Origin of the sequence: Azotobacter chroococcum (assembly GCF_004339665.1) — a bacterium.
Taxonomy (GTDB): Bacteria; Pseudomonadota; Gammaproteobacteria; order Pseudomonadales; family Pseudomonadaceae; genus Azotobacter; species Azotobacter chroococcum.
Genome location: NZ_SMMU01000006.1, coordinates 173,897 through 194,532, shown reverse-complemented (window position 1 = coordinate 194,532; position 20,636 = coordinate 173,897). Strand labels below are relative to the sequence as shown.

Below are 20,636 nucleotides of genomic sequence, written 5' to 3'. Positions count from 1 at the left end.
ACGGCGGCGCTGCGGCGGGGAGGGTCCCCGCCGTAGTCGGGAAAGTGACGCCTGTCAGTCATGAATGCGGCCAACAAGGCGCGTCAGGGCAGGAACAAAGGTGTGAACACCTTTGTTCACCTTTTTGATAGCAGACAGCGGTTTCACACGATCAATCGGCGCGCTCGGGCAGCGGCAGCTCCAGCCAGTCGCGGTAGAAGGTGTCGATGTCCGGCTCGAAGTCGTGGATCACCGGATACCAGGGGGTCGGCGCCTCGACGTCGAGCTGGGTGGCGCAGTGCGGGCAGTAGTACTCGCGGTAGACCTGCCACTGGGTATCCGGGGCGAGCAGCGCCGGATAGACCTCCTGCATGCTCTCCGGGGTGTCGCGCACGTGGATGTTGGCGAAGAGCTTCCAGTTCTCCCGGTAGTCGCAGAACTCGTGGCCGCAGCGGCACTTGGTCATCCAGCGCTTGCTGGTCGCCGACTGCACGATGTACAGCGCCGGGCCCAGCGGCAGGACGATGCGGTCCGGCCAGGCGACGCGCTCCTGCAGCACGCTCAGGTACAGCTCGAAGCGTTCGCGGTCCTTGGGCATGGTCAGCATGCGGGTGGTGGTGTCCCAGTCCAGGCGGCCGTCCACCAGGTTCTTCACTTGTTCCTTGGTATAGGTGCTCATCTCGCGCTCCTCATTCTTCGACTTGAACCACGGTGTGGACGTCCGGCAGCAGGGACAGGTCCATGCGGTACCTGGAGCCATAGGTCGGCTGGTCGAGTTCTTCCTCGGTCAGCGTCCAGTCGGCCGGCAGGCCCCAGAACGCCTTGAATTCGGCGAGGAACTTCTCCGACAGGGAGAAACTGCTGGCGAACATCTGCTGCACCGGCGCCGAGGCGTGCTTGGTGACGATCCGCTCGCGCTCCTCGCGCATCCACTCGCGGGTCGGCTGCGAGCGCTGCAGGCGCTCGGCGCGGATCTGCCGGCGGCGATCCTCGGTGGCCACCGCATCCACCGCCCAGTGGCCCTTGGCGTCCTGGGCGATAACCGCGCCGTAGACCTTCTCGGCGTAGGCCGGCAGGACGAAGCTCTGGTTCAGGTCGTCTTCGATGGCCCCGATCTCGCGCTCCAGCGGATCGCCGAAGCCCGGGCCGCCGCGCAGGTAGTTGAGGTAGAGGTCGTGGTTCTCGTAGCAGTCCTCGGTGGTCATGCACTGCTTGTCGCGCTTGACCCTGGCACTCGCCGCGATGTGCTGCTCATAGGCCGGCGCGGAAGGATCGCGGTCGCCGCCCAAGGGCAGCGGCAGGCCCTGTTCGATACGCTCCTTGAGGCCCGTGCCATGCGCCTCGAAACGGTAGCCGGTGGCGGCCGGGTAGCCGCCCATCAGGCCCCAGTCGGAGTTCATGTAGCCGTTGCCCATGAAGAACATGGTCCAGTCCTGGGCGTTCCACACCATGCGCAGGGTCTCGAAGCCGCAGCCGCCACGGTACTTACCGTAGCCGCCGGAGTTGCACTTGACGTTGCGGCCCAGGTACAGCAGCGGCTCGGCCATCTCCCAGATCTCGATGTCGCCCATGTCGCCTTCCGGGTTCCAGATCGCCGCGGCATGGTTGAGGCCGTCGCGGAACGCCATGGCGCCGGTGCCGCAGGACGAGGCCTCAAAGCTGTTCACCGCGTGCACCTCGCCGTCCTGGTTGATGCCGCCGCCCTGCAGCCAGTTGGAGGTGTTGGCGTTGCCGGAGTTGACCTCCTCCAGGTAGCCGCGGCTGTAGTAGGCCTGGCCGAGGCCGCGCCACAGGGCGCTCCAGCCGGAGACCAGGAAGTGCCAGGCGTAGGCGTGGCCGGTGCGGCGGTCGTCCGGGTTGCACCAGGCGCCCTTGGGCAGGTGGAACTCGGTGCCGAAGCAGGCGCCGTCGTTGATCCGCTGGGTCGGCACCAGGGTCTGGGTCATCATCACCCAGATGCCGCTGGTGAAGGCCACGTGGTGGGCGTTGAAGGTGTGCCAGCCCCAGCGGCTGGAACCCTCGAAGTCCAGCCGCCAGCTGGCGTCCGGGCGGATGGTGATCTCCACCGGCGAGTGCATGATGGTGTCGACCTTGGCGAAGGCCGAGGAGGTCTGCACGTCCTCGTGCTTGAACGGCACGTCGACGAAGGCCACCTTGCGGTAGGTGCCCGGCAGGGTCATCGCCTTGATCCGCGACTGCAGCCCGCGGCGGCCCTCCTCGATCACCTCGAAGGCGAAGCGCTCGTAGGCCTCCAGGCCCTCGGCGGCGATGATCTCCTCGACCATGCCGCGGATCATGTGGCAGCCGGCGATGCGGGTGCGCTCGTCGAGGATCCAGTACTTGGGCGTGCGCACCGAGCGCTGCGACTCGTGCAGCCAGTCGCGCAGCGGCTGGTCGTTGACCCCGGTCTTGCGGCAGGTGACCTGGTAGCCGTCGCCGAAGCGCTGCACCTGCCCGGTGGACATCGAGCCCGGGGTCACCGCGCCGGTGTCGATGACGTGGGTGACGCCGCCGACCCAGCCGATCAGCTTGCCGTGGGCGAAGATCGGCACGATGGTGGCGATGTCGCAGGGGTGCACGTTGCCGATCGAGCAGTCATTGTTGGTGAACATGTCGCCGGGGGCGATACCGGGATTGCTCTCCCAGTCGTTCTCGATCATGTACTTGATCGCCGCGCCCATGGTGCCGACGTGGATGATGATCCCGGTGGAGGTGAGGATGCAGTCGCCCACCGCGTTGTAGAGGGTGAAGCAGAGTTCGCCCTCCTGCTCGACGATGGGACTGGCGGCGATCTTCTTGGCGGTCTCGCGGGCGTGCACCAGGCCGCCGCGGATCTTCGAGAACAGCTTCTCGTAGCCGATCGGGTCACTCTCGCGGAACGGCAGGCTGCTCAGCCCGTTGTAGAAGCCGCTTTCCCTGGTGCGTTGGATCACTTCGCTGCGAAAGGCCTGCAGGGTCTTGCCGTTGCCCAGCAGCGCGCCGGGGGCGTTCTTGGCCAGCATATTCATGGTGAAGGTCTCTCTTGTTGTTGTTCCGGTCCGGGTTCAGCCGCGGGCGCATTCCTTGAGGTGGAACAGGCGGTGCTTGTCCAGGTAGGTCTCGAAGCCGTCGGGCACCACGAAGGTGGTGGAGTCGGACTCGATCACCGCCGGCCCGACGATGTGGTTGCCCGGCTGCAGGGCTTCCATCTGCCAGATGTCGGCGTCGACCCAGCGCTTGTGCCGGTAGAACGGCCGCTTGCCGAGGTGCGCGGCCGGCTGCGGCTGCGGGCCGGCCTCGGGATCTTCGGGCAGCACCGGCTTCTGGGTGGCGACCAGGCCGCGCATGATCGCCCCGGTGACCGAGAAGCCCAGTTCCGGGGAGCGCGCCGAGCTGGCGTAGACCCGCGCATAGGTGTCCTCGAAGGCCTCGGTGATCTGCTGCCAGTCGGCCGCGCCGGCGGCCGAGGCGATCGGCGAGGTGATCTCCAGGTCGTTGAGCTGGCCCATGTACTGCATCCGATAGCCGGGCAGCAGGGTCACATCCTCGGCCTTGAAGCCGTTGATCACGAACTCCTCGATGACCTTGGCCGCCAGTTCGTCCCAGGCCGCCTGGATCACCGCGCAGGCCTCGGCGCAGGCGGCTTCGCCGCTGTCCGGCGGCAGGGCGATGTCGACGCTCTTGTCGTAGCGGTACTCGAAGTCGGCGCAGGCGCAGCCGAAGGCCGAGAAGCCCGCCGCCCAGGCCGGCACCACCACGTCCTTGAAGCCGAGGCCCTCGGTGTAGCCGTAGGTGTGTACCGGACCGGCGCCGCCGTAGGAGAAGCAGACGAAGTCGGTGGGGTTGTAGCCCTTGGCGCTGATGTTGGCGCGCAGGTATTCGTGCAGCGACAGGTCGAGCAGCTCGATGACCCCGGCGGCGGCCTCCTCGACCGACAGCCCGAGCGGCCCGGCGATCTGCGCCTGGATGTGCTGGCGGGCGCGCTCCACGTCGAGCTTGATGGCGCCGCCGAGGAAGTTGGCCGGGTTGAGATAGCCGAGCACCACGTGGCAGTCGGTCACCGACACGGTGTCCAGACCGCTCTCCGGCCAGCAGGTGCCGACCCGGTAGCCGGCGCTGTCCGGGCCCAGCTTGAGCGAGCCGCTGTAGGGATCGAGGCGCACGAAGCTGCCGGCGCCGGCGCCCACCGAGTCCATCGCCACCAGCGGCAGGGACAGCACCAGGCGGGCCATGTCCGGGTCGGAGGCGATGGCGAAGTTGCCCTTGGTGATCAGCGCCATGTCGAAGGAGGTGCCGCCGATGTCCGAGCAGGCGATGTTCTCGTAGCCCAGCGCCTCGCCGAGCAGCCTGGAGCCGATCACCCCGCCGATCGGCCCGGAGACGATGGTCCGCGCCAGCTCCTTGGCCTTCCAGGAGATGGTCCCGCCGTGGGTGGCCATCACCCGCAGGTCGAACTTGGCGCCGTGCTTCTTGAACCGCTCGCTGACCTTCTGCAGGGTCTGGCGCGACGGCTCGGCGGCGTAGGCCTCGAGGATCGTGGTGTTGGTGCGGTGGCTCTCCTTGCGCGAGGGGTAGTAGTCGACCGAGGCGAACACCGGCAGGTCCGCGCCGAGCCGCTTGAGCTCCTCGCGGCACACGTCGCGGGCGCGCTTCTCGCTGGCGGGGTTCTTGTGCGACTGCAGCAGCACGATGACGATCGCCTGGGCGCCGGCCTCGACCAGCTCGCGGGTGGCCTGGCGCACCTCCTCCTCGCGCAGCGGGATGACGATCCGGCCCTGCACGTCGGTGCGCTCGGTGACCCCGCGGGTCCGCGAGTAGGGCACCAGCGGCGCATCGTAACGGTGGGTGTTGAGGTGCAGCCGCTCCTCCAGCGCGTAACCCAGGTAGCTCTGGATGGCGCGGCCCATCGAGTGGGTCTGTTCGAAACCCTTGTTGACCATCAGGCCGACGTCCAGCCCCTTGCGCTGCACCACCCGGTTGAGCATGGCGGTGCCGGAATACACGCAGGTCACCAGTTCCGGGTAGACGTCGTCGACGCCCAGCTGCCAGGCGGACAGCGCGTCGAGGGATGAGTTGTAGATGGCCAGGGATTCGTCGGCCGGATTGCTCTGCGCCTTGCCGACCACGAAGTTGCCGTCCTCGCGGACGAAGAAGGTGTCGGTCATCGTGCCGCCGGCATCGATGCCCATCACCTGGACTTTCGAGCGTTGCATGTCCATGGGGTTCTCCGTTGTTGTTCGAATTGTCGCGGTACAACCTGTCGAGACCGCGCGTCCTTGCCTGCCAAAAGGGCAGCAGTCGCGGCTCGCCAGGCAACGGAGCAAAGCCTGGGCCAGGCCCGAAATAACATCGTAAGCAATTGATACGAAATAAATTATTTTCGTAGCTGCGCCTATCGGGACGCCTGGAGGCGTCCGATAGCCGAATGGCGTAGCCCGCGGGCGTATGAATTTCGGACGCCGTTTTCAGCGCTGCCGGCCTTGCAGGCAATCTGCTGAACGCAGCGGACCGAAGCCTGGCCGGACAGGTGCGAAAAGAGGCAGAGAATCGAGAGGGAATGCAGGAAGCCAGCGCAGACAGCGCTGTGTTCGCTTGCGGCGAGCGGGGTTGAATTCATCCCCTATGCGGGGCTTTGATGCCTTCGAGGGGAGATGGCCCCAAGTCGCTCCCGGGGCCATCCGTTGATCCTGTCGCTTGCCAGAAGATTACTGGCTGACCGGATCGTTCCAGCAGGTCTCGTGGTCCAGGCCTGGGCTCATGGCTTGGACGGGTTGCGGCCTTGTTGTTCCTGGTCCCGCCGAGCCTGGTCCGCTTTGCGCTGCTCTTCCTCGCTCAGGTTGCTGCGCTGTTGCCCTGGTTGACCACCCTGATGGCCTTGCTGGCTGCCTTGCTGGCCTTGTTGACCGCCTTGCTGGCCGCCCTGTTGACCACCTTGATGGCCTTGCTGGCCTTGCTGGCCCTGCTGCCCACGTTGCTCTCCTTGCTGACCCTGACCGCCTTGACGGCCTTGCTGGCCGCTGTCCTGCTGGCCGGTCTGCCCGGCGCCTTGGCTGCCTGCACGCTGGCCGGCATTCTGGCCCTGTTGCGGCTCGCTTCCTCCTTGCTTGCCTTGCTGACCTTGCTGACCTTGCTGACCTGGTTGTTTTTCAGTGGCCATGATGAAGTCCTCACATAACTTCGTTCGGTTGTTTTGGCGCTGGCTCATGGGCTCGAGTTGATTCGCTTTGCCTTTTCCTTTGCTCAATAATCTCCCTGACACGTTGGCTGCCCTTGCACTGCCTAGCCGCCCTCATTTCGATTTCCTCTATGGAAATCGTGGTTGTGAACCGCCACGTGGCTTTACCGTTCTTGTCTTGCGGCATGTCTCGTCGACGGTCATTGCGCAGTTGCTTATATGCAACCTATATGCAACCCCTACCAACCTTCTGCGCTTCTTGATTTTCCCTGTGCCTGATGAAGTCTCAAGCACACTGCGCGACTTCAGTATAGTCATCTTTTCGTTTTATCAAGTTTTCAGCACAAAAAAGACGACCATAAATATCCTTCCCGCCTGCCCTCCCAATACTCGCACCAACCTTGGGCTTATTCATATTTCCACTCAGCCCTCAATGACAAAAAATAACACCCCCGACAGTCAACACAATTGCTAAAGCCTGACTGCCTGTGTCTATTTCCGCTTTCTTCGAGCCCTTCATGCCTACCGATTGAGCGGATAACTTGTTCTGCCTGTATCGATAGTTTTGAAAGGAAGGCAGCCATCAAAGTTTCCCATCACCGACGAACGGGCATATAGTCGTGTTTTAATAAGTCAAGGCTATATTGCAGTCAATTTATAGTTGGATAAGTAATTTACTGTGATACAGCATGCTAGGGGGTACAGCCGGGACGCGCAGACAAGCCAGACTCAGCAGGGCCGGCAATGCTGTTGGGGCGGCTCCGCGTCGGCCTCCCAAGTCATCGAGGGCCTCTGCGGCCGGCCAAAGAAATAGCGCCGGATCGCAGGCCCGATTCGGATTGCCATGATTTCGTTGGCTTTCATGCTGCGTGCCTGTAGCAGTATTCCCTGACAATTTCGCTCAAGTTCGCCAGCGCAACTGATATCCGCACTGCGATGCCATGGGCAAGAAATCCGGCGCATCGGACAACGCCTGCCAGCGACAACTTTCCTGCAGCATCAAACAATCATGCTCTCGGACAACGCGCCAGTGAGGCGCTACCGGACTTGGACACGGAAATTGAGCACAGCGGATATCGCTACTGCACAAATCCGACCATAACTCGTGATCGGTTAACGCCAGGCGGCAACCTGGCCAACTCAGCCGAACAGACGGCCATAAAACAAACACAACAGCCTGCGCGTCCCGCGCTCGTTAGGGAAAGGCAGAGATACTGGAAACCGGCAGACAGCTGTTTTCGGGTAGTCAGCGCCATCGAACTTTATTCCCAATGAAGATTGATCGGGGGAAGCAGCCTAGGCCCAGCACTCGCCTGACAATGAACTCAACCGAGCCCGTCAGGATAGAAATACAAGTGCGCAAGACAAGTACCATCCCGAGAATCTCGATTGAACGGAAATCCAATATACCCTTGCCCATGCGCTATATTTTCCTTCCTGATGCCTCGAACGGAATATCGAAAAACAATCCTCCGACAATCCACCCATCAACCAGGCAATCCGAGAATCGCCGGCTCCTGCCCTGTCGCACGAGGCCGTTGCGAACCGGCCTGGAAGGGAGCGATACCGTGAGCACCTGGATCACCCGGCTTCTTGCCCTGCCCCGCCTCCCCCGCTGCCGGCCGCCTAGTGCCCCGGGCCGGTGCCTCCTTGCTGCGCTGGGCGCGGCGCTGGCCTTGAGCGCCGGCTCCGCGGCCCAGGCACAGGCCGAGCGCCCTGCGGTCCCGCTGTACGACAACCTGGGTACTCATCACTACGCCATCAGCACCAGCGTGCCGCAGGCACAGCGCTATTTCGACCAGGGGTTGCGGCTCTACTACGCGTTCAACCATCAGGAAGCGATCCGCGCCTTCGAGGAGGCCGTCCGGCTCGATCCGGACTGCGCCATGTGCTACTGGGGAATTGCCCTGGCCTACGGCCCCAACATCAACGCGCCGATGGACGCCAGCGCCGGGGCCGCCGCGCATGCCGCAATCCAGAAGGCGCTCGAACGGAAGGCGAGTCCGAGGGAGCAGGCGCTGATCCGGGCTCTCGCGACGCGCTATGCAGTCCCCCCGCCCGCCGAGCGAAGCGCCCTGGATGCGGCCTATGCCCGTGCGATGCGCGAGGTCGTCCGCGAGTACCCGGAGGATCAGGAGGCGGCAACCCTCTTTGCGGAGTCCCTCATGGACCTGAGCCCGTGGCAGTACTGGAGCCAGGACGGCCAGCCGCGGCCGGATACTCCCGAGATGCTCGCCCAGCTGGAGCGGGTGATCGCGGCGAACCCCAATCATCCGGGCGCGTGCCACTTCTTCATCCATGCCGTCGAGGCGACCCGGCCGGAGCGAGCGGTTCCGTGCGCGGAACGGCTCGCCGGCCTGATGCCCGGCGCCGGCCATCTGGTGCACATGCCCGGGCACATCTACGTCCGCGTCGGACGCTACGAGGATGCCATCAAGGCCAACGAGCACGCGGTGCATGCCGACGAAACCTTCATCCGCGACCAGAATCCGGCGTTCGGCGTCTACCTCGCCGGCTACTACCCGCACAACTACGACTTCCTGGCCTTCGCCGCGAGCATGATCGGCCGCAGCGGTCAGGCGCTGGCCGCCACACGGAAGATGGCCGAACTGGTTCCGCAACCGATGCTGCGGGAGCCCGGGATGACCTTCCTGCAGCAGCACCAGACCCGCCAGCTGCAGATGCTGGTGCGCTTCGGCCGCTGGGACGAGATCCTCAAGGCGCCGGCTCCGTCGCAGGACCTGCCCCACGCCCGCGCCCTCTGGCACTACGCCCACGGCCGGGCGCTGGCGGCACGCGGCGATCTGCCGGGTGCCGAGGCGGACCTGGCGCCGCTGCGCGCCACCACGCAGGACCCGCAGATGGACGCACTGCGCCTGGAGTTCAACACCTCGGGCGCCATACTGAAAATCGCCGCGGAAGTGCTGGCCGGCCAGATCGCCGCCAGGAAGGCGGATTTCCCGCGCGCGATCGGCCATTTGCGCGAAGCGGCTCATCTGGAGGACCGGCTGGTCTACGGCGAGCCCCCGGAATGGACGGTGCCGGTACGTGAGGAACTCGGTCTGGTGCTGCTGGCGGCGGAACGCAGCGAGGAAGCCGAGCAGGCCTTTCGCGAGGACCTCAAGCGCTTCCCGGAGAACGGTTGGTCGCTGCACGGGCTGGCCCTGGCCCTGCAGGCCCAGGACCGCACAGCGGAGGCCGACGCCGTGCTGGAGCGCTTCCGCAAGGTCTGGGCAGGCGCCGACATGCAGTTGGCAGAAGCCGCGCGCTGAGCCGCCCGCAACCCGGACGGAGCGCGCCGACAACCCTCCCAGCGGATGGGCTCATCATCGGCTGCGGGAGCCGCGCGGCCCGCTCAGGCGACCTCCTCGAGATTGGACCCGAAGGGCACGATGACGAAGTCCTCGCTCTGCTCGATCTTCACCCCGGCCACGCCGGAAACCACCTCCGGCTCCGCGAGCATGGCCTCCTTGTTCAGCTGCTCCTTGACGCGGATGAAACGCGTCAGCCCCAGTCGCTTGAGGGTTTCCAGGACGTTTTCGGCCGATTGCAGGGACACCCGTGGCGGACGCAGGCGCCACTTGATTTCACCTGCGGCGAAATCATAGAACTTGGTCTTGCCGCTCCTGGTCAGCTCCAGGCGATGCGCCTCGCACCAAGTATGCACCCCTTGGGTCAACCCCGTGATCTGCTCGTTGAGCGGCGTGGCCAGCTCTTCGAAGCGCAGCCTTACCTTCGCCAGCTCATCGTTCATGTCGGCCTGAATCCGTTCACGCTCGCGCTGGAGCAGACCGATCCTGGCAATCGCCTCGTTCACTTCATCGCGGCTTTGCGGAACCGGAAACCGGGCCGCATTGGCCTTCACATGAGTAGCCCTTGTCATGATCGCTCCTCCTGTTTCCCGCACTTCAGCGGAACCCAAGCCAGATCGGCTTCAAGCATTGCGCCCTGGCCAACGACGCAGCCCTCCTGAGCAAGCATCTGGCGGATCCGGACAAATTTCAGCTTGTTTCATGAATCCGGCCGCGTCAAACCCCGCGGCAGGGCTGCCGTCGCGTTCCGGCCCTCGCACCGAACCGCGCACCGACCGGTCGGACAAGCCACTGCAAGCGCATACAACCCGCCGGCCCCAGGGTTCCCAAGGTACCGATTCGACTAAAGCAGAACGGCGGGCCCTCACCTTGCGTGGCACGATAGCCAAACCCTGATTCGTCCATGTTCCACAAGAACGCCGGATACCAATCCAATTACAAAAATTGTGTGGCCATTGAGCGTAGTGGCCATATCACGACAAGTTTCAGGAGTCTCAATGTCCGCCCGCAATATTCTGGTGATCAACTGTGGTAGCTCGTCGATCAAGTTCGCTCTGGTCAACGAAGCACAAACAACCTTCCCCCTGCAGGGTTTGGCCGAACGCCTCGGCAGCCCGGAAGCGGTCCTCCACTGGCAATTTGGCGATACTAAGGAAAGTCTGAGCCTGCCTGGCACCAGCCATCAGTCCGTGCTGTCGAAGATCCTGCCCCTGGCCCAGGAAGCGGCCGGAGGCCATCTCGACGGCATCGGCCACCGCGTCGTGCATGGCGGCGAGCACTTCACCGCGTCCCATCTGGTCGACGCCGACGTGCTCGAAGGCATCCGCGCCAACGCCCACCTGGCACCGTTGCACAACCCGGCGCACCTGGTCGGCATCGAGGCCGCGATGGAGCTGTTCCCCAGCCTGCCGCAGGTCAGCGTGTTCGACACCGCCTTTCACCAGAGCATGCCACCCCACGCCTACCGCTACGCCGTGCCGGAGTTCCTTTACACCGAGCATGGCGTGCGCCGCTACGGCTTCCACGGCACCAGCCACCGCTACGTGAGCAAGCGCGCCGCGGAAATGGTCGGCGTGCCGGTCGAGAACAGCAGCTGGCTGAGCGCCCACCTGGGCAACGGCTGCTCCACCTGCGCCATCGTCAACGGCGAGAGCCGCGACACCAGCATGGGCCTGACCCCACTGGAAGGCCTGGCGATGGGCACCCGCAGCGGTGACGTTGACCCCAACCTGCACAGCCACCTGGCGCGCACCCTGGGCTGGAGCATCGAGCAGATCGACCGCACGCTCAACCACGATAGCGGCCTGAAGGGTTTGTCCGGCCTGTCCAATGACATGCGCACCCTGTATGAAGCGCACATGGCCGGCCACCCGGGCGCCACCCTGGCCTTCGAGGTGTTCTGCTACCGCCTGGCCAAGTCGCTGGCCGGCATGGGCTGCGCCCTGCCCAAGCTGGACGGCCTGATCTTCACCGGTGGCATAGGCGAAAACTCCGCTGCCGTGCGCGAGCGCACCCTGGAGCATATGAAGCTGTTCGGCTTCCAGCTCGACGCCGAAGCCAACGCCCGCTGCACCCGCGGCGTCGGTGGCGAGATCCAGGCGGCCGGCAGCCCGCGCATTCTGGTGGTGCCGACCAACGAGGAGCGCCAGATCGCCCTGGACACCCTCGCCCTGCTCGACGCCTGATCGAACACCCGCGCAGACGGGAAGCAGCGATGCAACGAAACCCGACGACCATTATGGCGTCGGGTTTCGTCATCCTGACCTCCCCCGGCACCATGCTTTCCACAGACTGAGCACCCTGCTCCATTGAGAGACCCCATGCACACTCTGTTTCTCGCCCCCACCGGTTACGCCGTCGGCCTCAACTCCATCAGCCTCGGCCTGATCCGCACTCTCGAGCAGGCCGGCCTGAAGGTCGGCTTCTTCAAACCGATCGCCCAGCCCCTCCCCGTCGACCAGGGCCGTGAGCGCTCCTGCCTGCTGGTCGAGCGCACCCTGGGCCGGAGTGCGCCCGAACCGATACTGCTGGATCAGGTGGAGCGCCAGCTGGCCAACGGCGAAATCGACCTGCTGCTGGAGGACGTGGTCAGCCGCTACCAGCAGGCCGCCGCCGGCAAGGATGTGGTGATCGTCGAGGGCATGCTGCCGACCCGCGACAGCGACTACTCCGCGCACCTCAACCCCCTGCTGAGCAAGAGCCTGGGCGCCGAAGTGATCCTGATCGCCGTCCAGGGCGGCGACAGCCTCAAGCAGCTGGCCGAACGCATCGAGATCCAGGCCCAGCTGTTCGGCGGCGCCAGGAACCCGAAAATACTCGGCGCGATCATCAACAAGATCGACAGCGAGGACGGCGTCCCGGCTTTCATCGAGCGCCTCAAGGAACACCTGCCGCTGCTCGGCAGCGCCAGCTTCCAGCTGCTCGGCGCCATTCCCTTCGCCGAAGAGCTGAATGCCCTGCGCACCCGCGACGTAGCCGAACTGATCGGCGCCCAGGTGCTCAGCGCCGGCGAAGCCGACCAGCGCCGGGTGAGCAAGATCGTCCTGTGCGCCCGCGCCGTGCCCAGCACCGTGCCGCTGCTGCAGCCGGGCGTGCTGGTGGTGACCCCGGGCGATCGCGACGATGTCATCCTTGCCACCAGCCTGGCCTCGCTCAACGGCGTGAAGCTGGCCGGCCTGCTGCTGTGCAGCGACTTCACACCGGACCCGCGCATCATGGAACTGTGCAAGGCGGCCCTGGACGGCGGCCTGCCGGTGATGAGCGTGACCACCGGCTCCTATGACACCGCCACCAGCCTGTTCGCCCTGAACAAGGAAACCCCGGCGGACGACATCGAACGCGCCAAGCGCGTCACCGACTTCATCGCCGGGCACCTGCATCCGGAATACCTGCACTCCCGCCTCAGCGTGCCGCGCGAGCAGCAACTGTCGCCACCGGCGTTCCGCTACCAACTGGTCAAGCGCGCCCAGGAAGCCAACAAGCGCATCGTCCTGCCGGAAGGCAACGAGCCGCGCACCATCCGCGCCGCCGCCATCTGCCAAGAGCGCGGTATCGCCCGCTGCGTGCTGCTGGCCCGCCCGGAGGAAGTCCAGGCCGTGGCCCGCGAGCAGGACATCATCCTGCCGGCTGGCCTGGAGATCCTCGATCCGGACAGCATCCGTGCGCAGTACATCGCCCCGATGGTGCAGATGCGCAAAAGCAAGGGCCTCACCCCCGAGATGGCCGACGAGCAGCTCAGGGACACCGTGGTGCTCGGCACCATGATGCTAGCGCTGGACGAAGTGGACGGCCTGGTTTCCGGCGCCGTGCACACCACCGCCAACACCATCCGCCCGGCCCTGCAGCTGATCAAGACCGCCCCGGGCTACAATCTGGTGTCCTCGGTGTTCTTCATGCTGCTGCCGGATCAGGTGCTGGTCTACGGCGACTGCGCGGTGAATCCCAACCCGAGCGCCAGCGAGCTGGCCGAAATCGCCCTGCAGAGCGCCGAGTCCGCCGTAGCCCTCGGCGTGCATCCGCGCGTGGCGATGATCAGCTACTCCACCGGCGACTCCGGCAGCGGCGCCGAGGTGGACAAGGTCCGCGAAGCCACCCGCATCGCCCAGGAGCGCGCCCCCGGCCTGCCGATCGACGGCCCGCTGCAGTACGACGCCGCTTCCGTGGCCAGCGTCGGCAAGCAGAAGGCACCGAACAGCCCGGTCGCCGGCCAAGCCACCGTGTTCGTGTTCCCCGACCTGAACACCGGCAACACCACCTACAAGGCGGTGCAACGCAATGCCAACTGCATCAGCGTCGGCCCGATGCTGCAGGGGCTGGCCAAACCGGTGAACGACCTGTCGCGCGGCGCGCTGGTGGACGATATCGTCTTCACCATCGCCCTCACTGCACTTCAGGCCACCAGCATCGCCAAGCAGAAGGCACCGGAACAGGGCCAGGTGATCGAGGCCTGACAGGCGGCGGGAAAACAGGCTCGAGGATCAGCCTACCAGCGCTATCTGGTCGGATGCAGGCTCTGCGGGGCTTATGCTTCTGACCGGGTAGCGGCCCTCTTCATAGCCAGTATGCGGCTCGAACGGAACGGACTCGCCGCTTCTGCGTGGCACCGATTATGGATCGGCAGCATCGATCTAAAAATCCCTTTTAAAACAATCGATTACAACAAGATAAATTCCGTGCAGCAAAAATGTAGTACTGGCCCTGCAGAGCAGATGGCATCGGTGCAACACGGTGCTACAAGAACTGCCTGATCTCATCCCCTACTCGCACAATAGAGACTGGCTGTCAGGAGCGAGGCGAATAGCAGCGGAGGAAGAAGCAGCACAGCCAGGTTCGCAGGTGCCGCTGGAAGAAGATGTACAACAGGGATGTGTCAGCCCGTCGCGGGAATCGGTGACGGCGGACAACCCAATCGCTGTCCACCCTGCTCGTCAGTTGGCGCCGTTATAGGCGAAGGCTTCGGCGGTTTCGGGGGTCCAGCCATACGGACGCGGGCGGTTGCCGTAGATCACGACCTTGTCGCCTTCGGCGAAGACGTAGTTCGGCGAGCGGTATTCCTTCAGTTCGCCGCTGTCGGTGCGTACCAGGTAGATGCGCTCGCTGGCACCCAGGGCCTTCTGACCGGAACCGCCGAACAGCGCGCCGAGGCCTGCGCCGATCACCGCACCGATCGGACCGCCGACGGAGCCGGCCATCATGCCGCTCATGCCGCCCGTAGCCTGGCCGGAGGTCTCGCTCGTCACTTCCCGGACGATTTCCGCAGCATTGACAGTGCCGACGGTGAGCATGCCGATGGTCAGAGCCAGAATTCCGAACTTTTTCATGACGGTTCCCTCAGGACGAGACGAGCGGTCGTTACCAGTCGATTCAATCGAGACGAGATGTGGCGCTGTTATCGCCGTTGTTTCGTCTCCCTTGGTGTAGAAACTACCGCTTCAATTGACATGAATCAATAAAACAATCGCCATCTTATGCTTAAGGAGGGGGTCCAGTGACGGCAGGAAAGACGGCGCCTCCAGCCGCACGATTCGCAGAAGGCTGCCAAACGACTGATTTACAAGGAAAAGGCGAAAAGACCAGAACTTGCATCCGATTCTTGAGACACGGGTAGAGTTCGTGCGCTCCCTAGCCGCCGTGCCGAGGGATACCGATTCGTCAGGGGTACCAACGTCCGCCGCCGAGAACCAGGGAGAGGGCCGCGAGACGACCGTTCCGCGTCCCAGCCACCACCATCAGGCAGGCCCCACGCGCGAAAACGAGATCACCAGCCTGTTTGGCTAGGTTCTGCAAGCCCATCTGAAGCTTCATCATCCGGAAGACGTACAGCTCTCCCAGTGAGCCGTGCGCAAGCTGATACACACAGCTTTTCGCTAACGGTCACCAGAACAGCCAAATCGCAGACATGAAAAAGGCCGGTGATTGCTCAACCGGCCTAAGTCATTGAATTTATTGGTCGGGACGGAGTGATTCGAACACTCTACCCCTTGCACCCCATAAAGGTAAAGCTATCGCCAAAGCTATCCAAGCAGATCCACGCACCACAATTTAACTCATTGATTAAAATAGATTTATCTTGATAATTCGTCCAAGATCGTCCAGTAAAATCTCTTCATAGCCAGTCTCAATTGGCAACCAATTGGCAACCAGCGCATATTAACTGGCAACCAATTGGCAACGAAGGAAAACGAAGCAGACGATGGCGAAGATCACAGACAGGCAAATGAATGCCAAACCAGGCAGCAGCGACAAATGGCTCAGCGAAGTAGCTATCTGGGGACACGGCAGCCTGGTCGCACGCATCACACCCAGCGGCGAGCGTCTTTTCTACTTCCGCTACAGCAACAGCAGAGGTGAACGGGTTACTTACCCTATCGGCACCTATAGCCGCGACGGCCAGGAAGGCACCATGACGCTCGCCGAAGCCGGTCAGAGAGCTAAGGAACTGGCAGGTCTGCACAAGACTGGCATCCGAGATATTCGAGAACACTTGGAAGCAGAGGAAGCGGCCCGTATTGCAGCTCGTGACGCAGAACTGGCACGCCTGGCAGCGGAGAAAGCCGCTGCCGAAGCAGAACAGGCCCGCCAGGCTGCACGAAAGACCGTAGCCGAGTGGTTCGAGCACTGGGCCAAGATCGATCTGGTCAACCGCAAGGACGGGGGAGCCGAGGTGCGCCGTATGTTCGAGAAGGACGTGCTGCCCTTCCTCGGTAACATGGCCGTGGCCGACGTAAAGAAAGGCCACATCACGGAAGTGACGGACGCCCTCCTCGCCCGTGGCGTCAACCGCATGCCCAAGCTGATCCTCTCCCTGATGCGCCAGATGTTCCGCTTTGCCGTGGACCGTGACCTGATTGAGCACGACCCTACAGCCAGCATCCGCAAAGCCAAGATTGGCGGCAAGGACGTGGAGCGTGACCGCGTCCTGAGTGACGAAGAAATCCGCGTCCTTGCCACGAAAGCACCGGAGGCCGGACTGCTGGTCACGACCGAGGCAGCAATCTGGATCGCCTTGTCCACCTGCTGCCGGATCGGTGAGCTACTGGGTGCCCGCTGGGAGCATGTGGATCTAGAGCAAGGCACTTGGCTGATCCCGGCCGAGAACAGCAAGAACGGCAAGCCGCACAACGTCACCCTGTCCGACTTCTCCATCCGACAGTTCAAGCGTGTTCGGGAGATCACCGGCACGTCGCCTTGGTGCTACCCGAACACTGACAACAGCGGGCCGGTCTGCCCCAAGACCGTGACCAAACAACTGGGTGATCGCCAGCGTCAGCCTGAGCAGGGCACCATGAGCAGGCGTAGCGCCAAAGCACAAGCTCTGCTGTTGCCCGGCGGCAAGTGGACACCTCACGACCTGCGTCGTACCGGAGCTACCCTCATGACAGCCTTGAGCGTGCTGCCCGAAGTGGCCGAGCGCTGCCTCAACCACACCGAAGAGAACAAGGTCAAACGGACCTATCAGAGGCACAGCTACGTCAAGGAAATGGCCGAGGCTTGGCATCAACTGGGAAACCGTCTGAACATACTGACCTGCCCGGACACCAGCAACGTGGTCATCCTCAAGCACGCTTGAGGATGACCATAGAAAAGGAGCTCCCCCGCCACCATCAGCCACAGCCTGCCAGCTCACTTCCTGATTGAACTGAGGCATAGTGCCATTGTCCATGTCGACGCCCGTGCTAACGCATGCCTATCAACAGGAACGCAACGGAGGAAATACATTGAGGAATAATCTTGAGCTTCTGGACTGGTTCTCAATGGAGCAGGCACTAGCGTTACTGCAAAAGAAAGCCGACTCTCAAATGACCATGGATGACTTAGCAAGTCAATGTATACAGTATAACTGCGCCGTTTACCTCAAACTCAACAGCATCACAAAAGGAAACTATCCAGGTGCTTTTAACCACCCCTCTACCCATGATTTAGCCAATGGCGTCTATGGGATCGGTTATCAGCTGGTTGAAGATCCCAAAAGCCTCTTTGCGCATAGCGATCATGGTAAGTGCTTATTACCGCTAACTGGAGCCGTGCTAGTTGAACCAACCACAAATAGCGAAAGAATCGATAATCTTCAATGGGAGGCAGAAATTGACCTCACTAGTCACTTACCGCTATTCAAGAAGAGTGACATACAACGACTAGCCGACGAAATCATTGAAGCATCTAGCGACGGACCTAGTCGAAAATCGATATTGATGGTCATGGGTGCGCTGCTCGAAATATTGACGAGCCCTACCCCAAAACGGATGAATCAAGATGCTATTCAGAAGACGATAACCGACACACACAAAGGTAAGCGTGGTTTGGGAAAACGCAACGTAGAAGACATCTTCTCCTTGGCGAACAAGGCTCTCAAAGAGGCAGGAGAATAACCGCAGATGCGGTGCCGATTTTCGCAAATGCGATGCTTTCCATAGTATTCCTCGGTTGAATGCCAGCCATGAAATCCACTGTGCGCCAGAGAGCGCTTAGGAGACATGGCAATGGCAAACTCAACCACCACCACTACCCACGAACGCCGCATCATTCGACTCCCCGAGGTGGAGCGCCGCACAGGCTTCAAGTGCTCCCACCTTTACAACCTGATGAAGGAAGGTCGTTTCCCCAAAGCGATCAAACTGGGCCTGCGTGCCGTAGGCTGGGACTCCAGGGCCGTTGATCAGTGGATCAGCGAACGCCTTGGACAGAACCGGGATGACTACCCATCAGTCGCCTAATCAGTACCAGCCCTCAGCGCTGACAAACAACAGTATTGTCAGCGCTGATGCAACAACGTGCTGATCGGGGTTGCAGCGTTCGAAGGCCGTCTTCTGATGGACGGCCATAAGACGCATCAGCCCCTACCAGCATCAACAATGCGCCCCCAGTTTGTTTCGAGACTCAAATGAACGATCAAGACCTCGACGGGCAAGTGCAAATTTTGCACCCGGAAGCTGTCGCAGAAAAGCACATTTTGCACCGATCCAGTACCCGAAAGGGACAACCCAAACGTCGCTTCACGCGAGCAATAGCAAGCTCTCTGATCGACTTGCACATAGCCACCCAGAGAGCCCACGTAGTTATAGATATAACTAACTATCCCCTCTCCCCTGAAACACTGACTCCTGAAACACTGGAACTCCTCATCGCTGAAAACTTGGATCGAGAAGAACAAGCATCCAGATACGCCAACCGCCTACTGCTACCTACTTGGCCACGCTTACCGGACGACCTGAAACAGTGAACCGCCCCGGGATTCTGGAGGCCCCTTGGTGTGAGTGATCTCGCTGGCCGTGGTCTTGACCGGTTTGCCGCGCATCACGCCTTGCAGACCAAAATGCCGCGAGGATTTCCGTATGCCAGAAACACGAAAGCCCGCAGCGATTTCTCGCAAGCGGGCCTCGGAAGGTAGGCACATGGTTAACCATATGCGTTGGTTAAATATTAGCGGCGTGTTGGCATGGGCGTCAATCGAATTTGATGGATACCCATTACCAGTGCAGCTTCATGGATGTAGTTGTGGGAGTTATGGCATCAAGCGGTGCTATGCCCCATGAAAGCACCTCGCCTCGCTAGCTGTCACAGACGGTCTCCATCATTGAGATGCCCAGCCGTACAGGGACGTTATGGTTGTTGAACAGCAAACCACGGATCAAGATATGACTGCCAACATAGCAAGATCGAGATAGCAGTGCGCACCACTTGTTATTCAAGCAAGTCTCTTGACTAAACTTGGCAGATAAACAACCAGGCGCCGGACAGTATAAGAACAGCGGTGCAATTTTGAAAAATTGCCCTATGACATGAACTGTCAAAGTCTTAGGTAGGTTTCCTATATACAGACCCTACATGTTCCAAACTGCGATCAAATACAAAACCAGTCCTTACACAGGACAAACCTGCCGGTGGTATAGGCGCTCGAAATTCGATCCTTACACAAGCGCCTTTATCTCAGACTTCCTCGTCGTCCTCGAACACAACATTACCGCCAACGATCTTGGCACTGACAGTCGGCTCGCTTGTCTTGAGGCGCTCCTTGACCACCATGGCCAGCTCCAGGTCGTCGATATAATCCAGCAATGCTTCGTAACGGGCAGCTGGAACACAGTAGAACGCCGGCTCGTTGCGGTTCAGGACAGCCATGACTTCGCCGCAGCCAGCCTCGACGGTACCCACGGGGTCTTTCTTTAACTCAGTGACAGACGCAACGACGTTGGCAAGCATGGGATGCGGCATGGCGGTGCCCCCTCCAAGAGCGCCCTACTGGGCATAAAAAGTACCAGCCTCTCTACAGAAAGCAGTACAGCGAGACGAACAGAGTGCCATGCATAGGAGCAGTGCATGGCGGTAGAGCTTGATCCTCAACAACCCCTTACCTTAATGTAAGGAACACTAACATCTACCAGGAGAGCCCTATGGCAACCTCGACCCTGACCTCGAAAGGCCAAATCACGATCCCCGCCCAGGTGCGGACCTCGCTAGGCCTGAGCACCGGCGACCGGATCGAGTTCGTCGATCTGGGTGATGGCAAATACGCCATCATGGCGGCCACCCAGCCCGTTCAGTCCCTCAAGGGCATGATCCGCAAGCCGGCGGCGCCAGTAAGCATCGAGGACATGAACGCGGCCATTGCTGCCCATGGAGCAGCAGCCAAGTGATCGGCCTGGATACCAACGTCCTGCTCCGCTATGTCGCCCAAGATGATCCCGCCCAGTCAGCCAAGGCCTCGGAGTTGATCGAGTCGCTGTCCGTAGAGTCTCCCGGCTTCATCACCTTGGTATCCGTGGTCGAGATGGTCTGGGTTCTTCAATCCTGCTACCAGTCCACCAAGCCGGAAATCGTCGCAGTACTGGAAACGATACTGCGCACCAAGGAGTTGATCGTGGAACAGGCTGAAATCGTCTGGCAGGCGCTGCGACGCTTTTCCGAGGCGAAGGCCGACTTCGCGGATTGCCTGATCGAACGCTGCGCAAACGCAGCCGAATGCGCATACATCGTGACGTTCGACAGCAAGGCAGCCAAAACGGCCGGAATGCGCTATCTGGCTTGAAAAGCCATCGGACAAGCGCTCCGCCAGAACTACCATCAGGGTCGAAACCTGATCACGAAATGAAATCGCACAACTGGCGAGCGTCTGATACCTGCCCAGACGCACGCAGAAGCCCCAGGTTGCACGCAGAATACGCAAGATATCCAGGGTAGCGGGTCGACTTGAA

General features: G+C 61.9%; 15 protein-coding genes. 9 read left to right on the top strand and 6 right to left on the bottom strand.

Translation table 11 applies throughout. The features are described from left to right. Positions 1–151: 151 nt before the first annotated feature. Genes EV691_RS08055 through EV691_RS08045 form a run of 3 tightly spaced genes read right to left on the bottom strand, consistent with a single transcriptional unit; the run spans position 152 to position 5,177 of the window. Positions 152–658 carry an acetone carboxylase subunit gamma gene (locus tag EV691_RS08055; protein ID WP_089167870.1) on the bottom strand — a complete coding sequence of 169 codons (507 nt, stop codon included), beginning with the start codon at positions 656–658 and terminating at the stop codon, positions 152–154. 10 nt (positions 659–668) lie between these two features. Continuing rightward, on the bottom strand, positions 669–2,987 hold the full coding sequence (locus EV691_RS08050; protein WP_131301670.1) for a hydantoinase B/oxoprolinase family protein: 2,319 nt from the start codon (positions 2,985–2,987) through the stop codon (positions 669–671). Between the two features lie 36 nt (positions 2,988–3,023). Next, complete coding sequence (locus EV691_RS08045) at positions 3,024–5,177, bottom strand: hydantoinase/oxoprolinase family protein (protein ID WP_131301673.1); 2,154 nt, start codon at positions 5,175–5,177, stop codon at positions 3,024–3,026. Between the two features lie 560 nt (positions 5,178–5,737). Here EV691_RS08045 and EV691_RS08040 point away from each other — a divergent pair. Both EV691_RS08040 and EV691_RS08035 read left to right on the top strand, forming a co-directional pair. Beyond that, complete coding sequence (locus EV691_RS08040; protein WP_131301676.1) at positions 5,738–6,133, top strand: hypothetical protein; 396 nt, start codon at positions 5,738–5,740, stop codon at positions 6,131–6,133. A gap of 1,676 nt (positions 6,134–7,809) precedes the next feature. After that, complete coding sequence (locus EV691_RS08035) at positions 7,810–9,405, top strand: tetratricopeptide repeat protein (RefSeq protein ID WP_242672649.1); 1,596 nt, start codon at positions 7,810–7,812, stop codon at positions 9,403–9,405. An 83-nt stretch (positions 9,406–9,488) separates the two neighbouring features. Here the strand turns inward: EV691_RS08035 and EV691_RS08030 are convergent, their stop codons facing one another. Then, the gene (locus EV691_RS08030) at positions 9,489–10,016 is read right to left on the bottom strand and encodes a host-nuclease inhibitor Gam family protein (RefSeq protein WP_232487208.1); all 528 of its coding nucleotides are present in this window, start codon (positions 10,014–10,016) and stop codon (positions 9,489–9,491) included. A 426-nt stretch (positions 10,017–10,442) separates the two neighbouring features. Here EV691_RS08030 and EV691_RS08025 point away from each other — a divergent pair, with 426 nt between their 5' ends. Both EV691_RS08025 and pta read left to right on the top strand, forming a co-directional pair. Beyond that, positions 10,443–11,630, top strand: coding sequence for an acetate kinase (locus EV691_RS08025; protein WP_131301679.1), 1,188 nt, complete (start codon positions 10,443–10,445; stop codon positions 11,628–11,630). A 135-nt stretch (positions 11,631–11,765) separates the two neighbouring features. Further along, a complete protein-coding gene (gene pta / locus EV691_RS08020) occupies positions 11,766–13,895 on the top strand; it encodes a phosphate acetyltransferase (RefSeq protein WP_131301682.1) in 2,130 nt (709 codons plus the stop codon). Between the two features lie 477 nt (positions 13,896–14,372). Here pta and EV691_RS08015 read toward each other — a convergent pair whose 3' ends face one another. Beyond that, the gene (locus tag EV691_RS08015; RefSeq protein WP_169531315.1) at positions 14,373–14,765 is read right to left on the bottom strand and encodes a hypothetical protein; all 393 of its coding nucleotides are present in this window, start codon (positions 14,763–14,765) and stop codon (positions 14,373–14,375) included. A gap of 872 nt (positions 14,766–15,637) precedes the next feature. Between EV691_RS08015 and EV691_RS08010 the strand changes: the two genes are divergently transcribed. The 3 genes from EV691_RS08010 to EV691_RS08000 all read left to right on the top strand — a co-directional run bounded on the left by EV691_RS08010 (position 15,638) and on the right by EV691_RS08000 (position 18,158). Next, complete coding sequence (locus EV691_RS08010; protein ID WP_131301684.1) at positions 15,638–17,014, top strand: site-specific integrase; 1,377 nt, start codon at positions 15,638–15,640, stop codon at positions 17,012–17,014. 91 nt (positions 17,015–17,105) lie between these two features. Then, complete coding sequence (locus EV691_RS08005; RefSeq protein ID WP_131301687.1) at positions 17,106–17,813, top strand: hypothetical protein; 708 nt, start codon at positions 17,106–17,108, stop codon at positions 17,811–17,813. A gap of 111 nt (positions 17,814–17,924) precedes the next feature. Continuing rightward, positions 17,925–18,158, top strand: a complete 234-nt coding sequence (locus EV691_RS08000; RefSeq protein WP_131301690.1) for an AlpA family transcriptional regulator — start codon at positions 17,925–17,927, stop codon at positions 18,156–18,158. A gap of 1,213 nt (positions 18,159–19,371) precedes the next feature. Here the strand turns inward: EV691_RS08000 and EV691_RS07995 are convergent. After that, entirely contained in the window at positions 19,372–19,656 is a 285-nt protein-coding gene (locus EV691_RS07995; RefSeq protein WP_131301692.1) for a type II toxin-antitoxin system Phd/YefM family antitoxin, read from the bottom strand. Between the two features lie 179 nt (positions 19,657–19,835). On the opposite strand from EV691_RS07995, the gene EV691_RS07990 reads away from it, so the two are divergent. After that, on the top strand, positions 19,836–20,078 hold the full coding sequence (locus EV691_RS07990) for an AbrB/MazE/SpoVT family DNA-binding domain-containing protein (protein WP_131301695.1): 243 nt from the start codon (positions 19,836–19,838) through the stop codon (positions 20,076–20,078). Beyond that, positions 20,075–20,470, top strand: coding sequence for a PIN domain-containing protein (locus EV691_RS07985; protein ID WP_131301698.1), 396 nt, complete (start codon positions 20,075–20,077; stop codon positions 20,468–20,470). The genes EV691_RS07990 and EV691_RS07985 overlap by 4 nt, the downstream gene beginning before the upstream one ends. Positions 20,471–20,636: the final 166 nt, after the last annotated feature.

Bases quoted from the DNA above. Each gene is read 5' to 3' on its own strand.
- EV691_RS08055 (WP_089167870.1), bottom strand. From the start codon at position 658: ATGAGCACCTATACCAAGGAACAAGTGAAGAACCTGGTGGACGGCCGC.
- EV691_RS08050 (WP_131301670.1), bottom strand. From the start codon at position 2,987: ATGAATATGCTGGCCAAGAACGCCCCCGGCGCGCTGCTGGGCAACGGC.
- EV691_RS08045 (WP_131301673.1), bottom strand. From the start codon at position 5,177: ATGGACATGCAACGCTCGAAAGTCCAGGTGATGGGCATCGATGCCGGC.
- EV691_RS08030 (WP_232487208.1), bottom strand. From the start codon at position 10,016: ATGACAAGGGCTACTCATGTGAAGGCCAATGCGGCCCGGTTTCCGGTT.
- EV691_RS08025 (WP_131301679.1), top strand. From the start codon at position 10,443: ATGTCCGCCCGCAATATTCTGGTGATCAACTGTGGTAGCTCGTCGATC.
- pta (WP_131301682.1), top strand. From the start codon at position 11,766: ATGCACACTCTGTTTCTCGCCCCCACCGGTTACGCCGTCGGCCTCAAC.
- EV691_RS08015 (WP_169531315.1), bottom strand. From the start codon at position 14,765: ATGAAAAAGTTCGGAATTCTGGCTCTGACCATCGGCATGCTCACCGTC.
- EV691_RS08010 (WP_131301684.1), top strand. From the start codon at position 15,638: ATGGCGAAGATCACAGACAGGCAAATGAATGCCAAACCAGGCAGCAGC.
- EV691_RS08005 (WP_131301687.1), top strand. From the start codon at position 17,106: ATGTCGACGCCCGTGCTAACGCATGCCTATCAACAGGAACGCAACGGA.
- EV691_RS08000 (WP_131301690.1), top strand. From the start codon at position 17,925: ATGGCAAACTCAACCACCACCACTACCCACGAACGCCGCATCATTCGA.
- EV691_RS07995 (WP_131301692.1), bottom strand. From the start codon at position 19,656: ATGCCGCATCCCATGCTTGCCAACGTCGTTGCGTCTGTCACTGAGTTA.
- EV691_RS07990 (WP_131301695.1), top strand. From the start codon at position 19,836: ATGGCAACCTCGACCCTGACCTCGAAAGGCCAAATCACGATCCCCGCC.